General features: G+C 43.1%; 2 protein-coding genes. Both read right to left on the bottom strand.

What is annotated here, in order from left to right; all coding sequences use genetic code 11:
- Positions 1-20 precede the first annotated feature (20 nt).
- On the bottom strand, positions 21-4,523 hold the full coding sequence (locus tag MusilaSJ_RS01715; protein WP_274988350.1) for a non-ribosomal peptide synthetase: 4,503 nt from the start codon (positions 4,521-4,523) through the stop codon (positions 21-23).
- Positions 4,513-18,480, bottom strand: coding sequence for a non-ribosomal peptide synthetase (locus MusilaSJ_RS01710; RefSeq protein WP_274988349.1), 13,968 nt, complete (start codon positions 18,478-18,480; stop codon positions 4,513-4,515). The genes MusilaSJ_RS01715 and MusilaSJ_RS01710 overlap by 11 nt, the downstream gene beginning before the upstream one ends.
- Positions 18,481-18,773 lie beyond the last annotated feature (293 nt).

Raw genomic sequence — 18,773 nt, 5'->3', positions numbered from 1 at the left:
CAGAATACAATTATGTCGTATTATAAAGTCATTGCCGGTTCAATATCAATTTGATCAATTTCAATTTTCCCGTTACCTATAACAGTTTTCAGTATACATTTATAGGTATCTGTGAATATCCGGATAGTGTCGGCATCGTATAATGAGTTGTTATACAAGAATAATAATTGGAACTTTCCTTCTTTTTCGCAAGCCACAATTTCAATATCATATTCGGCTTTTCTGCTCTCGATAAGATTAGTCGGCTCATATTCGGCTACCAAACCATCCGCAATATCAATTGTATTAAACTGCAGGTCGTTCAATTCCTGATTACTGTCGAACACATTGGCGAAAGAAAAATGAATATCAATGAGTTGTTTCCTATCCGAGTCAACCATTGCGATTATTCGGTCATACGGATATTCCTGGTGCTCAAATGCATTTAAAACACAGTCCTTTACCTCTTGCAAAAAAATTGAATAACTGTCATTCCCACTTATGTCCATTCTAAGGGGTAGGACATTAACAAAAGTACCTACGATTTCTTCCAGCTGTTTAGAGTTTCTCCCTATGCTATCAGTCCCTATTATAATATCGTGATCTCCAGTGATTTTATTTAATGTAACATAAAGAACAGAAAGAAAAAACATGAAATAGGTAACATCGGCGTCTGTTGAAATTGATTTTATACTTTTATAAACATCGTTTTCAATCCAAAACATTACTTCTGATACCGTGCTGTTTTGAACTGCTTCCCTATCCCGTAAAACTGGCAGGTTTAAGTTTTTCAAATTACCAGTTAGCCTTTCCGACCAGTAATTTCGATGTTTTTCTTCATTTACTATCCCGTTTCTAACCCACGCTGCAAAGTCTACATATTCTAATTGCAATTCAGGTAAACTTTTTCCGAAATAAATATCTCTTAAATCACGCGTCAAAATGTTCACAGAAACTCCGTCACACACAATATGGTGAATATCAATAAACAAGTATTTTTTGTGTAAGCCAGCTACTACTGTGCCTCTGATAAGCGGCGCTTTAGACAAATCAAAAGGCTTTATAAAACTTTCAAAGCAGCTATTAAGCGTTTCATTGTGACCAATGTTTAGTGAATCTAATTCAAACTTAACGTTTGGCAGTATTTTCTGAACAACACCATCATTTGTCAATTCGAAATATGTTCTTAAACTGGAATGCCTTTCTACCAAGGCCTGAAAAGCACTCTCCAATTCTTTTAGTTGTATGTTTTGCCCTACCTCTATTGCTGAGCTAATATTACGTCCGGTGCTATTTGTGTTCAAAAGGTACCCATAGTACATCCTTTCTTGTGCGGGTGATGTTAAATAATATTCCCGTCGTTCTATTTTAGGAATCAGATTATCAACGTTAGGTTTGGCCTGCTTGATCAGTAAAGCCAGGTTTGATATAGTATTTTTCTCGAGCACTTTTCTTAAGTCAATTTTTACGGAAAAAGCACCCTGTATCTTATTAATCAACTGTATGGCCCTGATAGAATGCCCGCCTAATTCAAAAAAGTTTGCGTTTACACTGATAGCCCCGGAGTCGAGTTTCAATACTTCACTCCATATTTTCACTAAAATCCTTTCCGTTCCATTACCGGGAGCTGCGTAATCATCGCCTGCTGTTTCAAATTCCGGTTCAGGTAATTTTTTATGATCCGTTTTACCGTTTGTAGTAAGCGGCATACTGCTCATGCGAACAAAATATGTCGGCAACATGTATTCTGGTAAACGCTCTGCCAGATAAGCTCGTAGAGTTGTTGAAGAAACCTTTTCACCGGCCACATAATATCCTACCAGGTATATCTCGCTTCCCTGTTCACGCGCCAGCACAACGGCCTCTTGTATTTCCGGATGACTAACAAGTTGTCCTTCAATCTCTCCAAGCTCTATGCGATAGCTCCTGATTTTTACCTGGTTATCCATTCGGCCCAAAAATTCAATATTTCCGTCAGCCAGCCAGCGAGCAAGATCACCTGTTCGGTAAACACGCTCTTCACCAGATATCCAGCCTTCAACAAATTTCTCAAATGTTAATGCCGAATCACCGACATAGCACTGCGCGAGCCCATCACCGGCTATGCATAATTCCCCGGTAATACCAACAGGCTGCTGATTACCAAATTGATCTGCAATGTAAATCCGTTCGTTCGGAAGTGGTTTTCCTATCGGTATCGTTGCATAATCATCCAGCTTGTCAAATATAATTTCGAAACTTGTTGAATCTACACATGTTTCTGTAGGGCCATAAAAATTGAACAATTTTATTTTACATTCTGTCTTTTCGCAAAACTCTTTTGCAAATTCTTTGGGTAACATTTCTCCCGCCAATATCCAAATCCGGAGGCTTTTTAAATCATCCCTATTATTTAAGGCCGGTAACAACAAGCGTAAATGAGTTGGAGTACCATCTGATATGTCGATGGCGTTTCTATTATAAAAATCGATTAAACAAAAACCATCTTTGCGATCCTCTTCATCACAGATATACAAACTATGCCCCAATAAAACGGCTCCAAAGATCTGTTGGATTGAAGCATCAAAAGCATATGATGCCAATAAAGCTACACGTAAACAGCTGTCTTTGTAATGACGATACACTTTGTCCTCCAAGCCTCTGACGAGGTTAACAACACTCCTGTGCCCCATCATCACACCTTTAGGCAAACCGCTCGAGCCTGATGTGAATATACAGTAAGCCAAATCGTTAGATTCAAAACTGACCCTGATATTCTTTGTATCGTTTCGGTAGATATCTACGGATTTAATGTCTTTAACGGGTAGATAGGCGGAATACCGCTCTAAATATGAGTGATGTGTAAGGAGTAAACTACACCTGCTTTTATCAAGCATATAACCTACCCGCTGTTCTGGCAACGCAGGGTCGACCGGCATGTAACCGGCACCTGCTTTTAACACACCCATTATACCAATTATCATGTCTAAAGAACGGTCCATTAACAAACCTACAACACTACCTGGTACGATACCCAAAGATTTAAGATAATGAGCCAGCTGATTTGACTTATTATTTAATTCATTGAAAGAAAGCGATTCATTTTTAAAAACTACGGCAACTTTATCAGGGTGATTGAGCACTTGCTCTTCAAATAGATCAACTATCGTTTTATCGCGCGGATAAGTCAGCTTCGAGCCGTTGAAATTATATGCCAACTCGTCCTGTTCTTCTTCTGTTAAGATATTTAGCTTAGCTATTGACTGATCAATATCACGAGCTATCTGTTTAATAACTATTAACAGGTGGTCAATGAGCCTTGCGATCAGTTGTTTTTCGTACTTATGTAAATTGTAATCAATTTGTATTAAAGTCTGATCTCCCGGAGTTATTACTATGGACAGATCATAGGTTGTTGGCTGGAAAACCTGGAATGCGGTAATCTCGTAAAGTTTTTTTCCCCCGGTTTCTTTGGCGATCGGATAATTATAATATATCATTATATGGTCCAGCAACGCTGCTCCAAGGCTGCTGGTAGACTGCACTTCCGATAATGGATTATAATGATGTTGTTCCATTTCTACAGCTCTCTCCTGGCATCGAATCAGGACGTCTTTTACACTATCCCTTTCCTCATAACTTATCCGAACTGGTACTGTATTAATAAACAGCCCTACCATATTTTCTATCCCAGTCAATTCGGATGGCCTGCCAGATACGACCGAACCAAACACAACATCATTAGTGTTATTGTATCTGGATAACAGGATTCCCCAGGCAGTTTGCAGAATCGTATTAAGGGTTACGCCACATGCTCTACCTATCTGTTTTAACGATTGCGTAATTTGGTCATCCAAAACAAGATGTTCTGAACCTAATACGAAATCATCCTGCTCCAACTGCTTCCGGTTTTTAGGTATGGTAGCCAAATTCTCATAGCCTGAAAGGTATTCACGCCAATAACTCAGGGATGCCCCTTTATCCCGCTGTTCAAGCCAGCTGATATAATTTGAATAAGGCTGAACCGGCGGTAAAATGACCTCTTTGCCTTCTACACATGCTTGATAAATTCTGGTTAATTCGCCGGTTATGATACTTATACACCAACCATCCATCAAGATATGATGAAAGCTCCATATAAATTCATATTCTTCGTTTCCAGTCCTGTAAACGCCCACCCGTAACGGTACTTCTTCAGTAAGCTTAAACCGCTGTTCCCTGTCCAATAAACGGTACTTCTCAATCGTTATCTCCCTTCCCTTTTTTTCTGCTTCATCACGGATGTCCATGTAAGTAAACGCCCCTTTTCTTTCCTTGAGCACCACTTGTAGCGGTTGTTCATATCCCTCATGGAGGAATATAGTTCGAAAAGTGTCATAACGATCAACCAATGTCTGAAAACACTTTTCTATGAGGTTTATATTAAGATCTCCGATCAAAAGATAACTAATCTGCTCGAAATAGTCATTCGCTCCCAATAAAAAATGAAACAGCATACCTTCCTGCATCGGTGATAATGGATAGATGTCTTTAATGATGTTGCTTGGACTTGAGTTAGAATTCATATTTTGTCAATTTATCTTGTAGTTTTTCCAATTGTGATATTGTTAAACCTTTATAAGTAAGGTCTGACGGGGTTAACTCACGTTTGCCATGACTTAGGCAATAGGCAATCAATTCTTCCAGACTTGCTTTGTAAGAGACCATTAGTTCATCCATCATTAACTGGTCATACTGCGAAATGCTATAGCTTATTTGCATATGTAACTCGTCATTGGTAACTATCGCAGATACATCCCAGGCATATTCTCTTTGTTCTTCCGGTGAGGCGTTAAGCCCTGTAGATTCGGTGGCAATCGAAAACACTTCCTCACCTGTATCGCTGTCAACCTGCCCCAGATAATTGAATATGATCCGGGAACTGGCATCAGAACGAATATCTCCAGAAAGGTACTTTGCTATCAGGTAATCTATGCCCTTGTTAGGAACCCCCCGAAGTGTTTCCTTTACTGATTTGATCAAACCAGGCAGGCCATCTTCCGTTTGCTTCAATACCACCGGGTAAACACTTGTAAACCACCCGATGGTCCGGCTCATATCCATTCCGGGTATGATATCTTCTCGACCATGCCCCTCTAAATCCATCTGTAAAGCTCCGGTTCCATAATGTTTATTAACACTCATCAAAAATCCGGCTAATAAAATATCATTTATTTGAGTGTTAAACGTGCTGTGTACTTCTCCCAGCAGTTTTTCCGTGAGGCTTTTTTCCAGACGAAAACCTGAGTTCGCACCCTCTCCGATTGTATTTTCTGTTACTGTGTTGCCTGAAGTAATATCTACCCCCTCCTGGGTTAATATCGAAGTCCAATATGCGACAGCGGATGTGTAGCGCTTCCCTCCGATATAATCAGACCTCAGTTTCTGTGACCATAATTTGAAAGAATCAGTTTTAGGGGGCAATTTCAGTATCTCTCCACGCTTCAGCTGCTGATATAACGTTTTTATATCTTCAAATAAAATTCGCCAGGATATACCATCCGTTACAAGGTGATGGATTACAATCAACAAACGGCTTCCATCAATCAGATCAAATAAACCGAGTTTTAATAATGGGCCTTGCTCCAAATCAATACCTGATTGCAGCTCATTACTTATCGAATACAGTTTCTCCCGTGGAGATATGTTGTCCTGCAAATCGAAATAATTAACAAATACAGGCTGACCAGGGCCGCGATTATACTGTACCACCTGCTTCTCCCCTCCACGATAAACCATCCTTAATGCATCATGATGATCTTGTATTACGCCAAATATCTCCCGCACCTCATCCAGTGTAAGCCTATCCTGGAAGTTCAACATAACAGACTGGTTATAATGATTTTTCCGAAGCCGTTCTCCTTCAAAAAACTTTTGCTGAATACCAGTCAACCCAACCTCTCCATTTACCGATGTCTGATCCGATACCTTCTCAATACCTTTCAGCTGCACTGCCAGCTTATCTATGGTCTGATTATAAAATATTTCCTGAACAGTTACTTTATAACCAGCTATACGCATTCTAGAACATACCTGGATTGACTTGATCGAATCGCCTCCGAGCGAGAAGAAATTGTCGGTTATGCCTATTCGTTTAACTCCCAGAACCCTTGACCATACCTCGCAAAGTAATTGCTCCTCGCGGGTAACCGGGGCTATATAATTATCGCTTGTACCTAACCCTATTTCCGGGAACGCGTTTCTGTCAATCTTCCCACTGGAAGTTAGTGGCATGCTGTCTATGCGAACATAATGTGCAGGCAGCATATATTCCGGTAAATGTTCTGCCAGATAATTTCGGAGCATTTCTGGCTTTATGTCTTTTTCAGATATAAAGTAGGCTGCCAGATACTTATTCTCATCTTTTTCTTTAACTAAAACCACTGCATTTTTGATCCCTTCGTATCCTGTAAGCCAGCTTTCTATTTCTCCTAATTCTATCCGGTACCCACGAATCTTTACCTGGTTGTCCGTACGACCAAGATATTCTATATTCCCATCAGGCAGCCACCTGGCCAAGTCACCGGTACGGTAAACCCGCTCTCCGTTACTTATCCAATCTTCCCGAAATTTTTCAGAGGTTAAGCCGGCATTCCCCACATAGCATTTTGCAAGCCCATCTCCCGCTATGCAAAGCTCTCCAGCCACACCCGTAGGGGTTAGACTGCCATATTTATCCGTAATATAAATCCGTTCATTTGGAAGCGGGCTTCCTATAGGTATTGTCGGATAAGCGTCCAGTTCATCACGGATAATCTCAAAACAGGTTGAATCCACACAGGTCTCAGTCGGCCCGTAAAAATTGAATAATTTTATTTCCCGGTCCCCGATCCGGTCATAGAACTCCCGTACCAGCTCTTTTGGCAATATTTCCCCTGCCAGTATCCAGCTGCTCAGGCTTTTCAGGTTTATCTTCTTATCCAATGATTCCACCACTAAACGCAGGTGTGTTGGCGTTCCGTCTGACAGGTCGATATCATTATTGTTGTAGAAGTCTATCAAACGGTTGCCATCTTTACGATCTTGCTCATCACATATATACAGGCAATGGCCAAGTAATAATGATCCAAATATTTGTTGCAAGGATGCGTCAAATGCGTAAGAAGCGAGTAAAGCAACATGTAAGGGTTTATCGTTATAATATTTATATACTTTTTTCTCCAGGCCCGTTACCAAATTCACAACACTCTGGTTGCCTACCATTACCCCCTTGGGCAAACCGGTTGATCCTGATGTAAATATGCAGTATGCTAAATCCTCAGGTCCCGTTTTAACATACAAATTTTCTTTATTACCACCGTAACCGGCTGCTGAATTAATGTCCATGACCCGGCAATCAGTATAATTCTGCCCTAAATATTGATCATGCGTAAGCAGCAGGCGTGTTCCGCTTTGATCCAACATATATTTGATCCGTTGTTCCGGCAAACTAGGTTCTATCGGCATATAGACGGCTCCGGCCTTTAATATGCCTATTATGCCAATCGCCATTTCCAATGAACGGTTCAGTAATAATCCCACCACATTTTCCGGAACTATGCCGGCCGAAAGTAAATAACGGGCAAGCTGATTCGACTTTTCGTTTAAAGCTTTATACGTTAGCTGTTCCTCTTTAAAAACTACCGCTACATGATCAGGGGTTTTCTCCACTTGCTCCTCAAACAGGTCTGTGATCGTCCTTTCTTTGGGGTAATCAGTAGCCGTATCATTAAACCCGTACAATAACTGGTACCGCTCCCCTTCAGGAAGCATGTCCAGTTCCGATAAACTCCTGTCCGCATCGGCTATAACCGCCTTTACCAGCAACCCGAAATAGGACATGAACCGATCTATCGTCTCAGCCTCAAACAGCGATGTGCTGTATTCAAAGTTCAGATGAAGCTTATCTTCTGTTTCAGTGGCTGTCAGGGTAAGATCAAACTTCGATATATTATGCTCGTTGGCCCCCGGTTTAAGTTTCAGCCCCGGGATCTCCAGATCTTTATGACCAAAGTTCTGATAAGAGAACATCACATCGAACAACGGGCTGCGGCTCGTATCACGCGGCAACTCCAGCTCATTGATCAGCTCCTCGTAGGTGTACAGTTGATTATCAAAGCACGACAGCGTACGTTCCTTGACAACCGATAGAAACTCCCGGAAGCTGAGGGAACCGGAAGCCTGGTTACGCAGGGCCAGTGTATTAACAAACAGGCCTATAATACCCTCAAGCTCGGCATGGTAACGCCCTGCAGTTGCCGTGCCCACCGTAATATCTTCCTCGTTACTCAACTTGCTTAAAAATACATTGAATACCGACAGCACGGTCATGAACAACGTCGCCCCGCTACCCTCACCCAGTTGCCTCAGTCCTGATGTATCTTCAGCATCCAGCATAAAGGAACGGTTGCTCCCCTGATAACTTTTAACCGCGGGACGAGGATGGTCGCAGGGAAGGTTCAGCAAACTCACACCCTCCGAAAATTCACCTTTCCAGAAATCCCGCTGACCCAGCAATCGTTCCTGTTGTGCCGGGCCCTGCTGCCATACCGAATAATCTTTATATTCCAAACGAAGCTCCGGTAATACCTCATTATTGTACAGCGACATAAAGTCCCGGATCAGGATTCCCTGAGATACACCGTCTGTGATGATATGGTGCATATCTACCAATAACAAATGTGAACTCTGCCCTCTCCTGACCACTCCGGCACGGAACAGCGGCCCTCGCTCCAGTTCAAAAGGGCGGATAAACCTCCGGATTACAGGACCCGCATCCACGCCTTCGCTTTCATACCATTCCAGGTTAAACCCGGATTCGCCATGAATCCGCTGCGCAACTTGCCCGTTAACACTTTCAAATGTCGTACGCAGGCTCTCATGACGAGAGATCAAACCGCCAAAGGCCCCGCTTATACGCCTATGGTCCAGTTCCCCTTCAAGCTCCAAAACAACAGGCATATTATACGCCACCGATAACTTATCAAACTCATAAAGGAAATACATCCGCTTCTGGGAGGACGACAAAGGATAGGATTCAGCAGCATCTGCTTTCGATATCCCCGAATAGCCTGAATTCGATGACCCTTGTATAAAAGCACAAAGACCACGGATATCCTGGCGTAAAAAAATCTCCTTTAAAGGAACTTCTACATGCAGCTGCCTGGAGATCTTATTCGCAAGCGCCATCGCTTTCAACGAATGACCACCCAGACGGAAAAAACCCGAATCTGTACTGATAACGCCCTTATCTATCTGCAATACCTCTGACCAGATCTCAGCCAGCTTCTCCTCAATAGCATTCGCAGGCGCTATATAATTATCGCTTGTACCTAACCCTATTTCCGGGAACGCGTTTCTGTCAATCTTCCCACTGGAAGTTAGTGGCATGCTGTCTATGCGAACATAATGTGCAGGCAGCATATATTCCGGTAAATGTTCTGCCAGATAATTTCGGAGCATTTCCGGCTTTATGTCTTTTTCAGATATAAAGTAGGCTGCCAGATACTTATTCTCATCTTTTTCTTTAACTAAAACCACTGCATTTTTGATCCCTTCGTATCCTGTAAGCCAGCTTTCTATTTCTCCTAATTCTATCCGGTACCCACGAATCTTTACCTGGCTGTCTGTACGACCAAGATATTCTATATTCCCATCAGGCAGCCACCTGGCCAAGTCACCGGTACGGTAAACCCGCTCTCCGTTACTTATCCAATCTTCCCGAAATTTTTCAGAGGTTAAGCCGGCATTCCCCACATAGCATTTTGCAAGCCCATCTCCCGCTATGCAAAGCTCTCCAGCCACACCCGTAGGGGTTAGACTGCCATATTTATCCGTAATATAAATCCGTTCATTTGGAAGCGGGCTTCCTATAGGTATTGTCGGATAAGCGTCCAGTTCATCACGGATAATCTCAAAACAGGTTGAATACACACAGGTCTCAGTCGGCCCGTAAAAGTCGAATAATTTTATTTCCCGGTCCCCGATCCGGTCATAGAACTCCCGTACCAGCTCTTTTGGCAATATTTCCCCTGCCAGTATCCAGCTGCTCAGGCTTTTCAGGTTTATCTTCTTATCCAATGATTCCACCACTAAACGCAGGTGTGTTGGCGTTCCGTCTGACAGGTCGATATCATTATTGTTGTAGAAGTCTATCAAACGGTTGCCATCTTTACGATCTTGCTCATCACATATATACAGGCAATGGCCAAGTAATAATGATCCAAATATTGGTTGCAGAGATACGTCAAATATACAAGAAGCGAGTAAAGCAACATGTAAGGGTTTATCGTTATAATATTTATATACTTTTTTCTCCAGGCCCGTTACCAAATTCACAACACTCTGGTTGCCTACCATTACCCCCTTGGGCAAACCGGTTGATCCTGATGTAAATATGCAGTATGCTAAATCCTCAGGTCCCGTTTTAACATACAAATTTTCTTTATTACCACCGTAACCGGCTGCTGAATTAATGTCCATGACCCGGCAATCAGTATAATTCTGCCCTAAATATTGATCATGCGTAAGCAGCAGGCGTGTTCCGCTTTGATCCAACATATATTTGATCCGTTGTTCCGGCAAACTAGGTTCTATCGGCATATAGACGGCTCCGGCCTTTAATATGCCTATTATGCCAATCGCCATTTCCAATGAACGGTTCAGTAATAATCCCACCACATTTTCCGGAACTATGCCGGCCGAAAGTAAATAACGGGCAAGCTGATTCGACTTTTCGTTTAAAGCTTTATACGTTAGCTGTTCCTCTTTAAAAACTACCGCTACATGATCAGGGGTTTTCTCCACTTGCTCCTCAAACAGGTCTGTGATCGTCCTTTCTTTGGGGTAATCAGTAGCCGTATCATTAAACCCGTACAATAACTGGTACCGCTCCGTTGCAGGAAGCATGTCCAGTTCCGATAAACTCCTGTCCGCATCGGCTATAACCGCCTTTACCAGCAACCCGAAATAGGACATGAACCGATCTATCGTCTCAGCCTCAAACAGCGATGTGCTGTATTCAAAGTTCAAATGAAGCTTACCCTCTGTTTCAGTAGCTGTTAGCGTAAGATCAAACTTCGATATATTATGCTCGTTGGCCCCCGGTTTAAGTTTCAGCCCCGGGATCTCCAGATCTTTATGACCAAAGTTCTGATAAGAGAACATCACATCGAACAACGGGCTGCGGCTCGTATCACGCGGCAACTCCAGCTCATTGATCAGCTCCTCGTAGGGATACAGTTGATTATCAAAGCACGACAGCGTACGTTCCTTGACAACTGATAGAAACTCCCGGAAGCTGAGGGAACCGGTGGCCTGGTTACGCAGGGCCAGTGTATTAACAAACAGGCCTATAATACCCTCAAGCTCGGCATGGTAACGCCCTGCAGTTGCCGTGCCCACCGTAATATCTTCCTCGTTACTCAACTTGCTTAAAAATACATTGAATACCGACAGCACGGTCATGAACAACGTCGCCCCGCTACCCTCACCCAGTTGCCTCAGTCCTGATGTATCTTCAGCATCCAGCATAAAGGAACGGTTGCTCCCCTGATAACTTTTAACCGCGGGACGAGGATGGTCGCAGGGAAGGTTCAGCAAACTCACACCCTCCGAAAATTCACCTTTCCAGAAATCCCGCTGACCCAGCAATCGTTCCTGTTGTGCCGGGCCCTGCTGCCATACCGAATAATCTTTATATTCCAAACGAAGCTCCGGTAATACCTCATTATTGTACAGCGACATAAAGTCCCGGATCAGGATTCCCTGAGATACACCGTCTGTGATGATATGGTGCATATCTACCAATAACAAATGTGAACTCTGCCCTCTCCTGACCACTCCGGCACGGAACAGCGGCCCTCGCTCCAGTTCAAAAGGGCGGATAAACCTCCGGATCACAGGACCCGCATCCACGCCTTCGCTTTCATACCATTCCAGGTTAAACCCGGATTCGCCATGAATCCGCTGCGCAACTTGCCCGTTAACACTTTCAAATGTCGTACGCAGGCTCTCATGACGAGAGATCAAACCGCCAAAGGCCCCGCTTATACGCCTATGGTCCAGTTCCCCTTCAAGCTCCAAAACAACAGGCATATTATACGCCACCGATAACTTATCAAACTCATAAAGGAAATACATCCGCTTCTGGGAGGACGACAAAGGATAGGATTCAGCAGCATCTGCTTTCGATATCCCCGAATAGCCTGAATTCGATGACCCTTGTATAAAAGCACAAAGACCACGGATATCCTGGCGTAAAAAAATCTCCTTTAAAGGAACTTCTACATGCAGCTGCCTGGAGATCTTATTCGCAAGCGCCATCGCTTTCAACGAATGACCACCCAGACGGAAAAAACCCGAATCTGTACTGATAACGCCCTTATCTATCTGCAATACCTCTGACCAGATCTCAGCCAGCTTCTCCTCAATAGCATTCGCAGGCGCTATATAATTATCATAATTTATAATCTCCGGCTCCGGGAGCTTCTTCCGGTCAACCTTTCCGCTCGATGTCAGTGGGATACTCTCCAGGCGAATATAACGACCGGGTATCATATACTCCGGCAACCGAAAAGACAAATACTCCTGAAGATCATCCTCCCTAATTACATCCGATGAAACATAGTAGCACACCAGGTATTTCTCTCCACCACGCTCCCGAACCTGCACCACTGCATCCCCTATACCAGCATACCCGTTGACGTGTACAGCGATCTCTCCCGGCTCTATACGGTGCCCCCGGATTTTCACCTGATCGTCCCGACGGCCCAGAAACTCGATCGTTCCATCTGATCTCCACCGCCCAAGGTCTCCAGTACGGTACATTCGATCACCTTTACGATAAGGATCCGACACAAACTTTTCTGAACTCAGATCAGCATTGTTCAGATATCCCCGCGCAACCCCCGAACCTCCTACATACAACTCCCCGCATACTCCGATAGGTACAGGATTATAATTCTCATCAAGGATATAGGCCGTTGTATTTGATATAGGTTTTCCGATAGGGATATGCTGCTCATATCTTTCAACAATGCTGTGGCAAACGGAAAATGTAGTGTTTTCTGTAGGACCATAACAATTGATGAGATGAACAGAAGGGTACAGGTCATGTACTCTATTTATATGATAAGGGCTTAATACCTCACCACCTACCAGAAGATATTTCAACCCCTTGAATATGGATACTTTCTCCTGAACATGAAAGTTGTAAAGGGCTGTGGTCAGAAACATCGTATTTATCTCACAGGATTCCATTATACTGCCCAGCTGTTCCGTATCTAGCAACGTGTCCTCCGGAAATAAATAAACCGCTCCTCCATTTAACAAACTTCCCCATATTTCAAATGTCGTGGCATCAAAAGACAACATACCAGTTAACAGGATCCTTGTTGTTTCATTCAACTCCACATAGTCTGAATTAATAACCAGTCCAGATATGTTCCGGTTACTGATCATTACACCTTTGGGTAAACCTGTAGTTCCTGATGTATACATAACATAAGCAACATCTTCAGAGGTTGTGAAACGGACCGGCTTTTCCACATATGTTCCGGGTTCTGTCTCAATCAAGGAAATGTCATGAACAATGTACTCCCTGCGTATTTCTTCAGGAATCGCAACATTGGTTAAAATGATTTTTACTTCAGCATCATTTAGCATGTACCTCACCCTCTCTGCAGGAAGTTTTATATCTACCGGCAAATAAGCTGAACCATTTTTCAATATGGCAATCATGCTTGCTATCGTATCTATTGTCCTGTCAGCAAAAACAGCTATAATATCACCGCCTGTTGAACGTGAACCTAAAAAATCCGTTATCTGATTAACCCGTTCAAGCAGTTGCCTGTATGTAACTGTTTTCCCCTCGTTAACTACCGCGACATGATCAGGGGTTTTCTCCACTTGCTCCTCAAACAGGTCTGTGATCGTCCTTTCTTTGGGGTAATCAGTAGCCGTATCATTAAACCCGTACAATAACTGGTACCGCTCCGTTGCAGGAAGCATGTCCAGTTCCGATAAACTCCTGTCCGCATCGGCTATAACCGCCTTTACCAGCAACCCGAAATAGGACATGAACCGATCTATCGTCTCAGCCTCAAACAGCGATGTGCTGTATTCAAAGTTCAAATGAAGCTTACCCTCTGTTTCAGTAGCTGTTAGCGTAAGATCAAACTTCGATATATTATGCTCGTTGGCCCCCGGTTTAAGTTTCAGCCCCGGGATCTCCAGATCTTTATGACCAAAGTTCTGATAAGAGAACATCACATCGAACAACGGGCTGCGGCTCGTATCACGCGGCAACTCCAGCTCATTGATCAGCTCCTCGTAGGGATACAGTTGATTATCAAAGCACGACAGCGTACGTTCCTTGACAACCGATAGAAACTCCCGGAAGCTGAGGGAACCGGAAGCCTGGTTACGCAGGGCCAGTGTATTAACAAACAGGCCTATAATACCCTCAAGCTCGGCATGGTAACGCCCTGCAGTTGCCGTGCCCACCGTAATATCTTCCTCGTTACTCAACTTGCTTAAAAATACATTGAATACCGACAGCACGGTCATGAACAACGTCGCCCCGCTACCCTCACCCAGTTGCCTCAGTCCTGATGTATCTTCAGCATCCAGCATAAAGGAACGGTTGCTCCCCTGATAACTTTTAACCGCGGGACGAGGATGGTCGCAGGGAAGGTTCAGCAAACTCACACCCTCCGAAAATTCACCTTTCCAGAAATCCCGCTGACCCAGCAATCGTTCCTGTTGTGCCGGGCCCTGCTGCCATACCGAATAATCTTTATATTCCAAACGAAGCTCCGGTAATACCTCATTATTGTACAGCGACATAAAGTCCCGGATCAGGATTCCCTGAGATACACCGTCTGTGATGATATGGTGCATATCTACCAATAACAAATGTGAACTCTGCCCTCTCCTGACCACTCCGGCACGGAACAGCGGCCCTCGCTCCAGTTCAAAAGGGCGGATAAACCTCCGGATTACAGGACCCGCATCCACGCCTTCGCTTTCATACCATTCCAGGTTAAACCCGGATTCGCCATGAATCCGCTGCGCAACTTGCCCGTTAACACTTTCAAATGTCGTACGCAGGCTCTCATGACGAGAGATCAAACCGCCAAAGGCCCCGCTTATACGCCTATGGTCCAGTTCCCCTTCAAGCTCCAAAACAACAGGCATATTATACGCCACCGATAACTTATCAAACTCATAAAGGAAATACATCCGCTTCTGGGAGGACGACAAAGGATAGGATTCAGCAGCATCTGCTTTCGATATCCCCGAATAGCCTGAATTCGATGACCCTTGTATAAAAGCACAAAGACCACGGATATCCTGGCGTAAAAAAATCTCCTTTAAAGGAACTTCTACATGCAGCTGCCTGGAGATCTTATTCGCAAGCGCCATCGCTTTCAACGAATGACCACCCAGACGGAAAAAACCCGAATCTGTACTGATAACGCCCTTATCTATCTGCAATACCTCTGACCAGATCTCAGCCAGCTTCTCCTCAACAGCATTCGCAGGCGCTATATAATTATCATAATTTATAATCTCCGGCTCCGGGAGCTTCTTCCGGTCAACCTTTCCGCTCGATGTCAGTGGGATACTCTCCAGGCGAATATAACGACCGGGTATCATATACTCCGGCAACCGAAAAGACAAATACTCCTGAAGATCATCCTCCCTAATTACATCCGATGAAACATAGTAGCACACCAGGTATTTCTCTCCACCACGCTCCCGAACCTGCACCACTGCATCCCCTATACCAGCATACCCGTTGACGTGTACAGCGATCTCTCCCGGCTCTATACGGTGCCCCCGGATTTTCACCTGATCGTCCCGACGGCCCAGAAACTCGATCGTTCCATCTGATCTCCACCGCCCAAGGTCTCCAGTACGGTACATTCGATCACCTTTACGATAAGGATCCGACACAAACTTTTCTGAACTCAGATCAGCATTGTTCAGATATCCCCGCGCAACCCCCGAACCTCCTACATACAACTCCCCGCATACTCCGATAGGTACAGGATTATAATTCTCATCAAGGATATAGGCCGTTGTATTTGATATAGGTTTTCCGATAGGGATTTTTTTGGAATACAGATTCCGCGGTTCATCAATAATTTCATTATCTCTTAAATCTAACGAACCGTCATCCACATACCCCCTTTCCACATCATAAGAAGTTGCATCCGCGCTTACTTCTGTTGATCCATATATATTTACCAGCTGTACGCCGTGGAACACCCTGTAAAAATCCTTCGCCTGCTGAAACGGCAGGGCCTCTCCGCTACAGAACACATATTTTAGAGCATGAGTACGTGGTTCCTCTTCCCGCATTTGATCAATCAATGCTTTCAGATAAGTTGGAACAAGCGTTATTCTCGTTATTTTCTCTCTGATAAGCAGAGAATACATTACAGTTATGTTCAGTATCTCCTCTTCACCGAATACCCTCACCGGAGTACCCGATAATAAAGGAGAAAACATTTCGACCACATGATCCCCGAAACCAATATTAGTTTTCAGGCAAAACACATCATCATCATTTATGGGATACTTATCCCATCCCCAGTACAAGCGATTAATCAAACCCTTTTCGGTTCCGACCACTCCTTTAGGAAGCCCTGTAGAACCAGAGGTATAAAGTACATAAATGTCTTCTACTTCCTGCGCTGGTGGATTTGAATCTGCTAAAGCATTAAGCTCCTGTAACAGCTTATCATAGCAAAAAATGACGGATCCTTCTTTTACATTTTTACCTTTTAGTATTTCTTCTTTCGTAAGCAAAACATTTGCTTCACTATTTTCGAGCATATAGTTTATCCTTTCATCCGGATAACCAGCATCTATTGGCAGGTATAAAGCCCCAGCTTTGACTACAGCAAAAACATTGATAACAAAATCTATTGAGCGGTCCATCAATATTCCAACTATACCCCCCTTTTTTACACCGTTATATTTTAAAAAATGGGCCAGCCGATTAATGCGCTTATTTAGCTCATTATATGTTATCGATTCACTTACACTAAATATCGCGCATTTTCCGGGTGTCTTCTCAACCTGCTTTTCAAACAATTCAACAATTGTTTTATTTTTCGGATAGCTTACTTCCGTGTTATTAAATTCGTATAATATCTCATTACGCTCCTTTTCGGTCAAAATACTTACAGCCCCGGCTAATTCCAACGGGCTATTCAAAATAGACCTGATAATTAGAGGTAGCTGACTTGATAGAACAGAAACTAACTCATCGGGAATGCGATCTATATTATAGGTATAATCAATCCTTAATCCCTCATCTAAAAATACAGTGACAAGCAGGGGCATACCTGTATTTTCATACAATGAATGTAAACTTACCTGATAATCGCGATCATTCCTTTTTATGCTTTTATCAAGGGGATAGTTTTCTATAACTAATACAGAGTCAAACAGCGATTCTGATGGCTGAAGTCCCATCATTTGCCGGATATCAAAATAAGAAGTATGATTATAAGCATTCCTATCAATCAGGTCTGCCTGCACACCCATTATGGTTTCGAGCAATGACAAGTTTCCGTTTCCCCGAAGCCTAAGTGGAATAATATTGATAAAATTTCCCACTACATTTTCAGCGTTCCGCATATCCCCCTCCCTGTATGAAACCGCAGTGCCAAAAACAATATCGGATGTGTACAGATACTTTTGTATCAACATGCCGTATGCTGCATAAATAATAGATGCTTTGGTAACTTTATTCCCGGCTGAGAAAGATTCTATATCTAACTCCCTGTCAATTATCGATATAGTTTTGAGTTTTTCCTTTTCTTGTTTACCAGACAGCATTGAACTTAAGTTAGCAAGTTCATATCCCTCCATGTAATCAGCCCAAAATTGGTTTCCCGGGCTATTGGCTGTTTTTACCCGAATTGCTTTTTGAATTTCCTTAAAAGATGGTTTTGCAATAAGAGCGGGCGCGCTTTTTTGCAATAACATGTCATAGGCAGAAAATATTTCCTTCAATATTATCCCTGTACTCCATCCGTCATACAAAATATGATGGTGGGTAATGTGCATTAAATATGAGTTATGTTCGCATTTAATTATTCCAAATCTAATCGGCAATCCATTCAAGTCAAATCTTCTTTGCCTGTCCTGATCCAAATACCTGTTACAAAGAGAAGGCAATTCCCCGGTTAGCTTGTCAAAGAAATGTTCAACGGTAAGTTCAACTGGAATTTCCTTAAGAATGATTTGAAACGGTTTGCCTGGAATTTCCCAATTAAATACAGACCTGAGCACTTCATTGTTAGCTTGAATACTTCGAATAGACTGTTCCAGCAAATCAATATCCATAATCCCTTCAATTCTCAGAACGATCTGTACATTGAATTGATTTCCTTCATCTTTTAGATAATGAAATAGCATTCCCTTTTGAGCGGTATTAAGATCAAATATTTCTTCAATATTTGACTTTTCTATATTAGCGATCATACGTAAATGGAATTTTTTTAAATAGTATCAATTAGTCGGCATTTACCGCCCCTTTGAAAAGTGATGTTATAGAGATAGTGTAGTTTGTTTCTTTGATGCAGGTTGCTGTCCAAAAGCCGATATGCCGATGCATCTAACGTGCAGGCTGCCCATGTATGGCAGCTGTCTTTTACCGTGTTAAGCAACTTTACCATTGTTGATTAAACCCAATAAAAGATATTTTCATTTGCCCCTTAAACTTATCTTATTAAAAAAGCTTGCTGCCTTATTTGGATGCGGATGCGTTAGGCCTC

This window comes from Mucilaginibacter sp. SJ, from assembly GCF_028993635.1.
Lineage (GTDB): Bacteria > Bacteroidota > Bacteroidia > Sphingobacteriales > Sphingobacteriaceae > Mucilaginibacter.
This window is presented reverse-complemented; position numbering and strand designations above follow the sequence as displayed.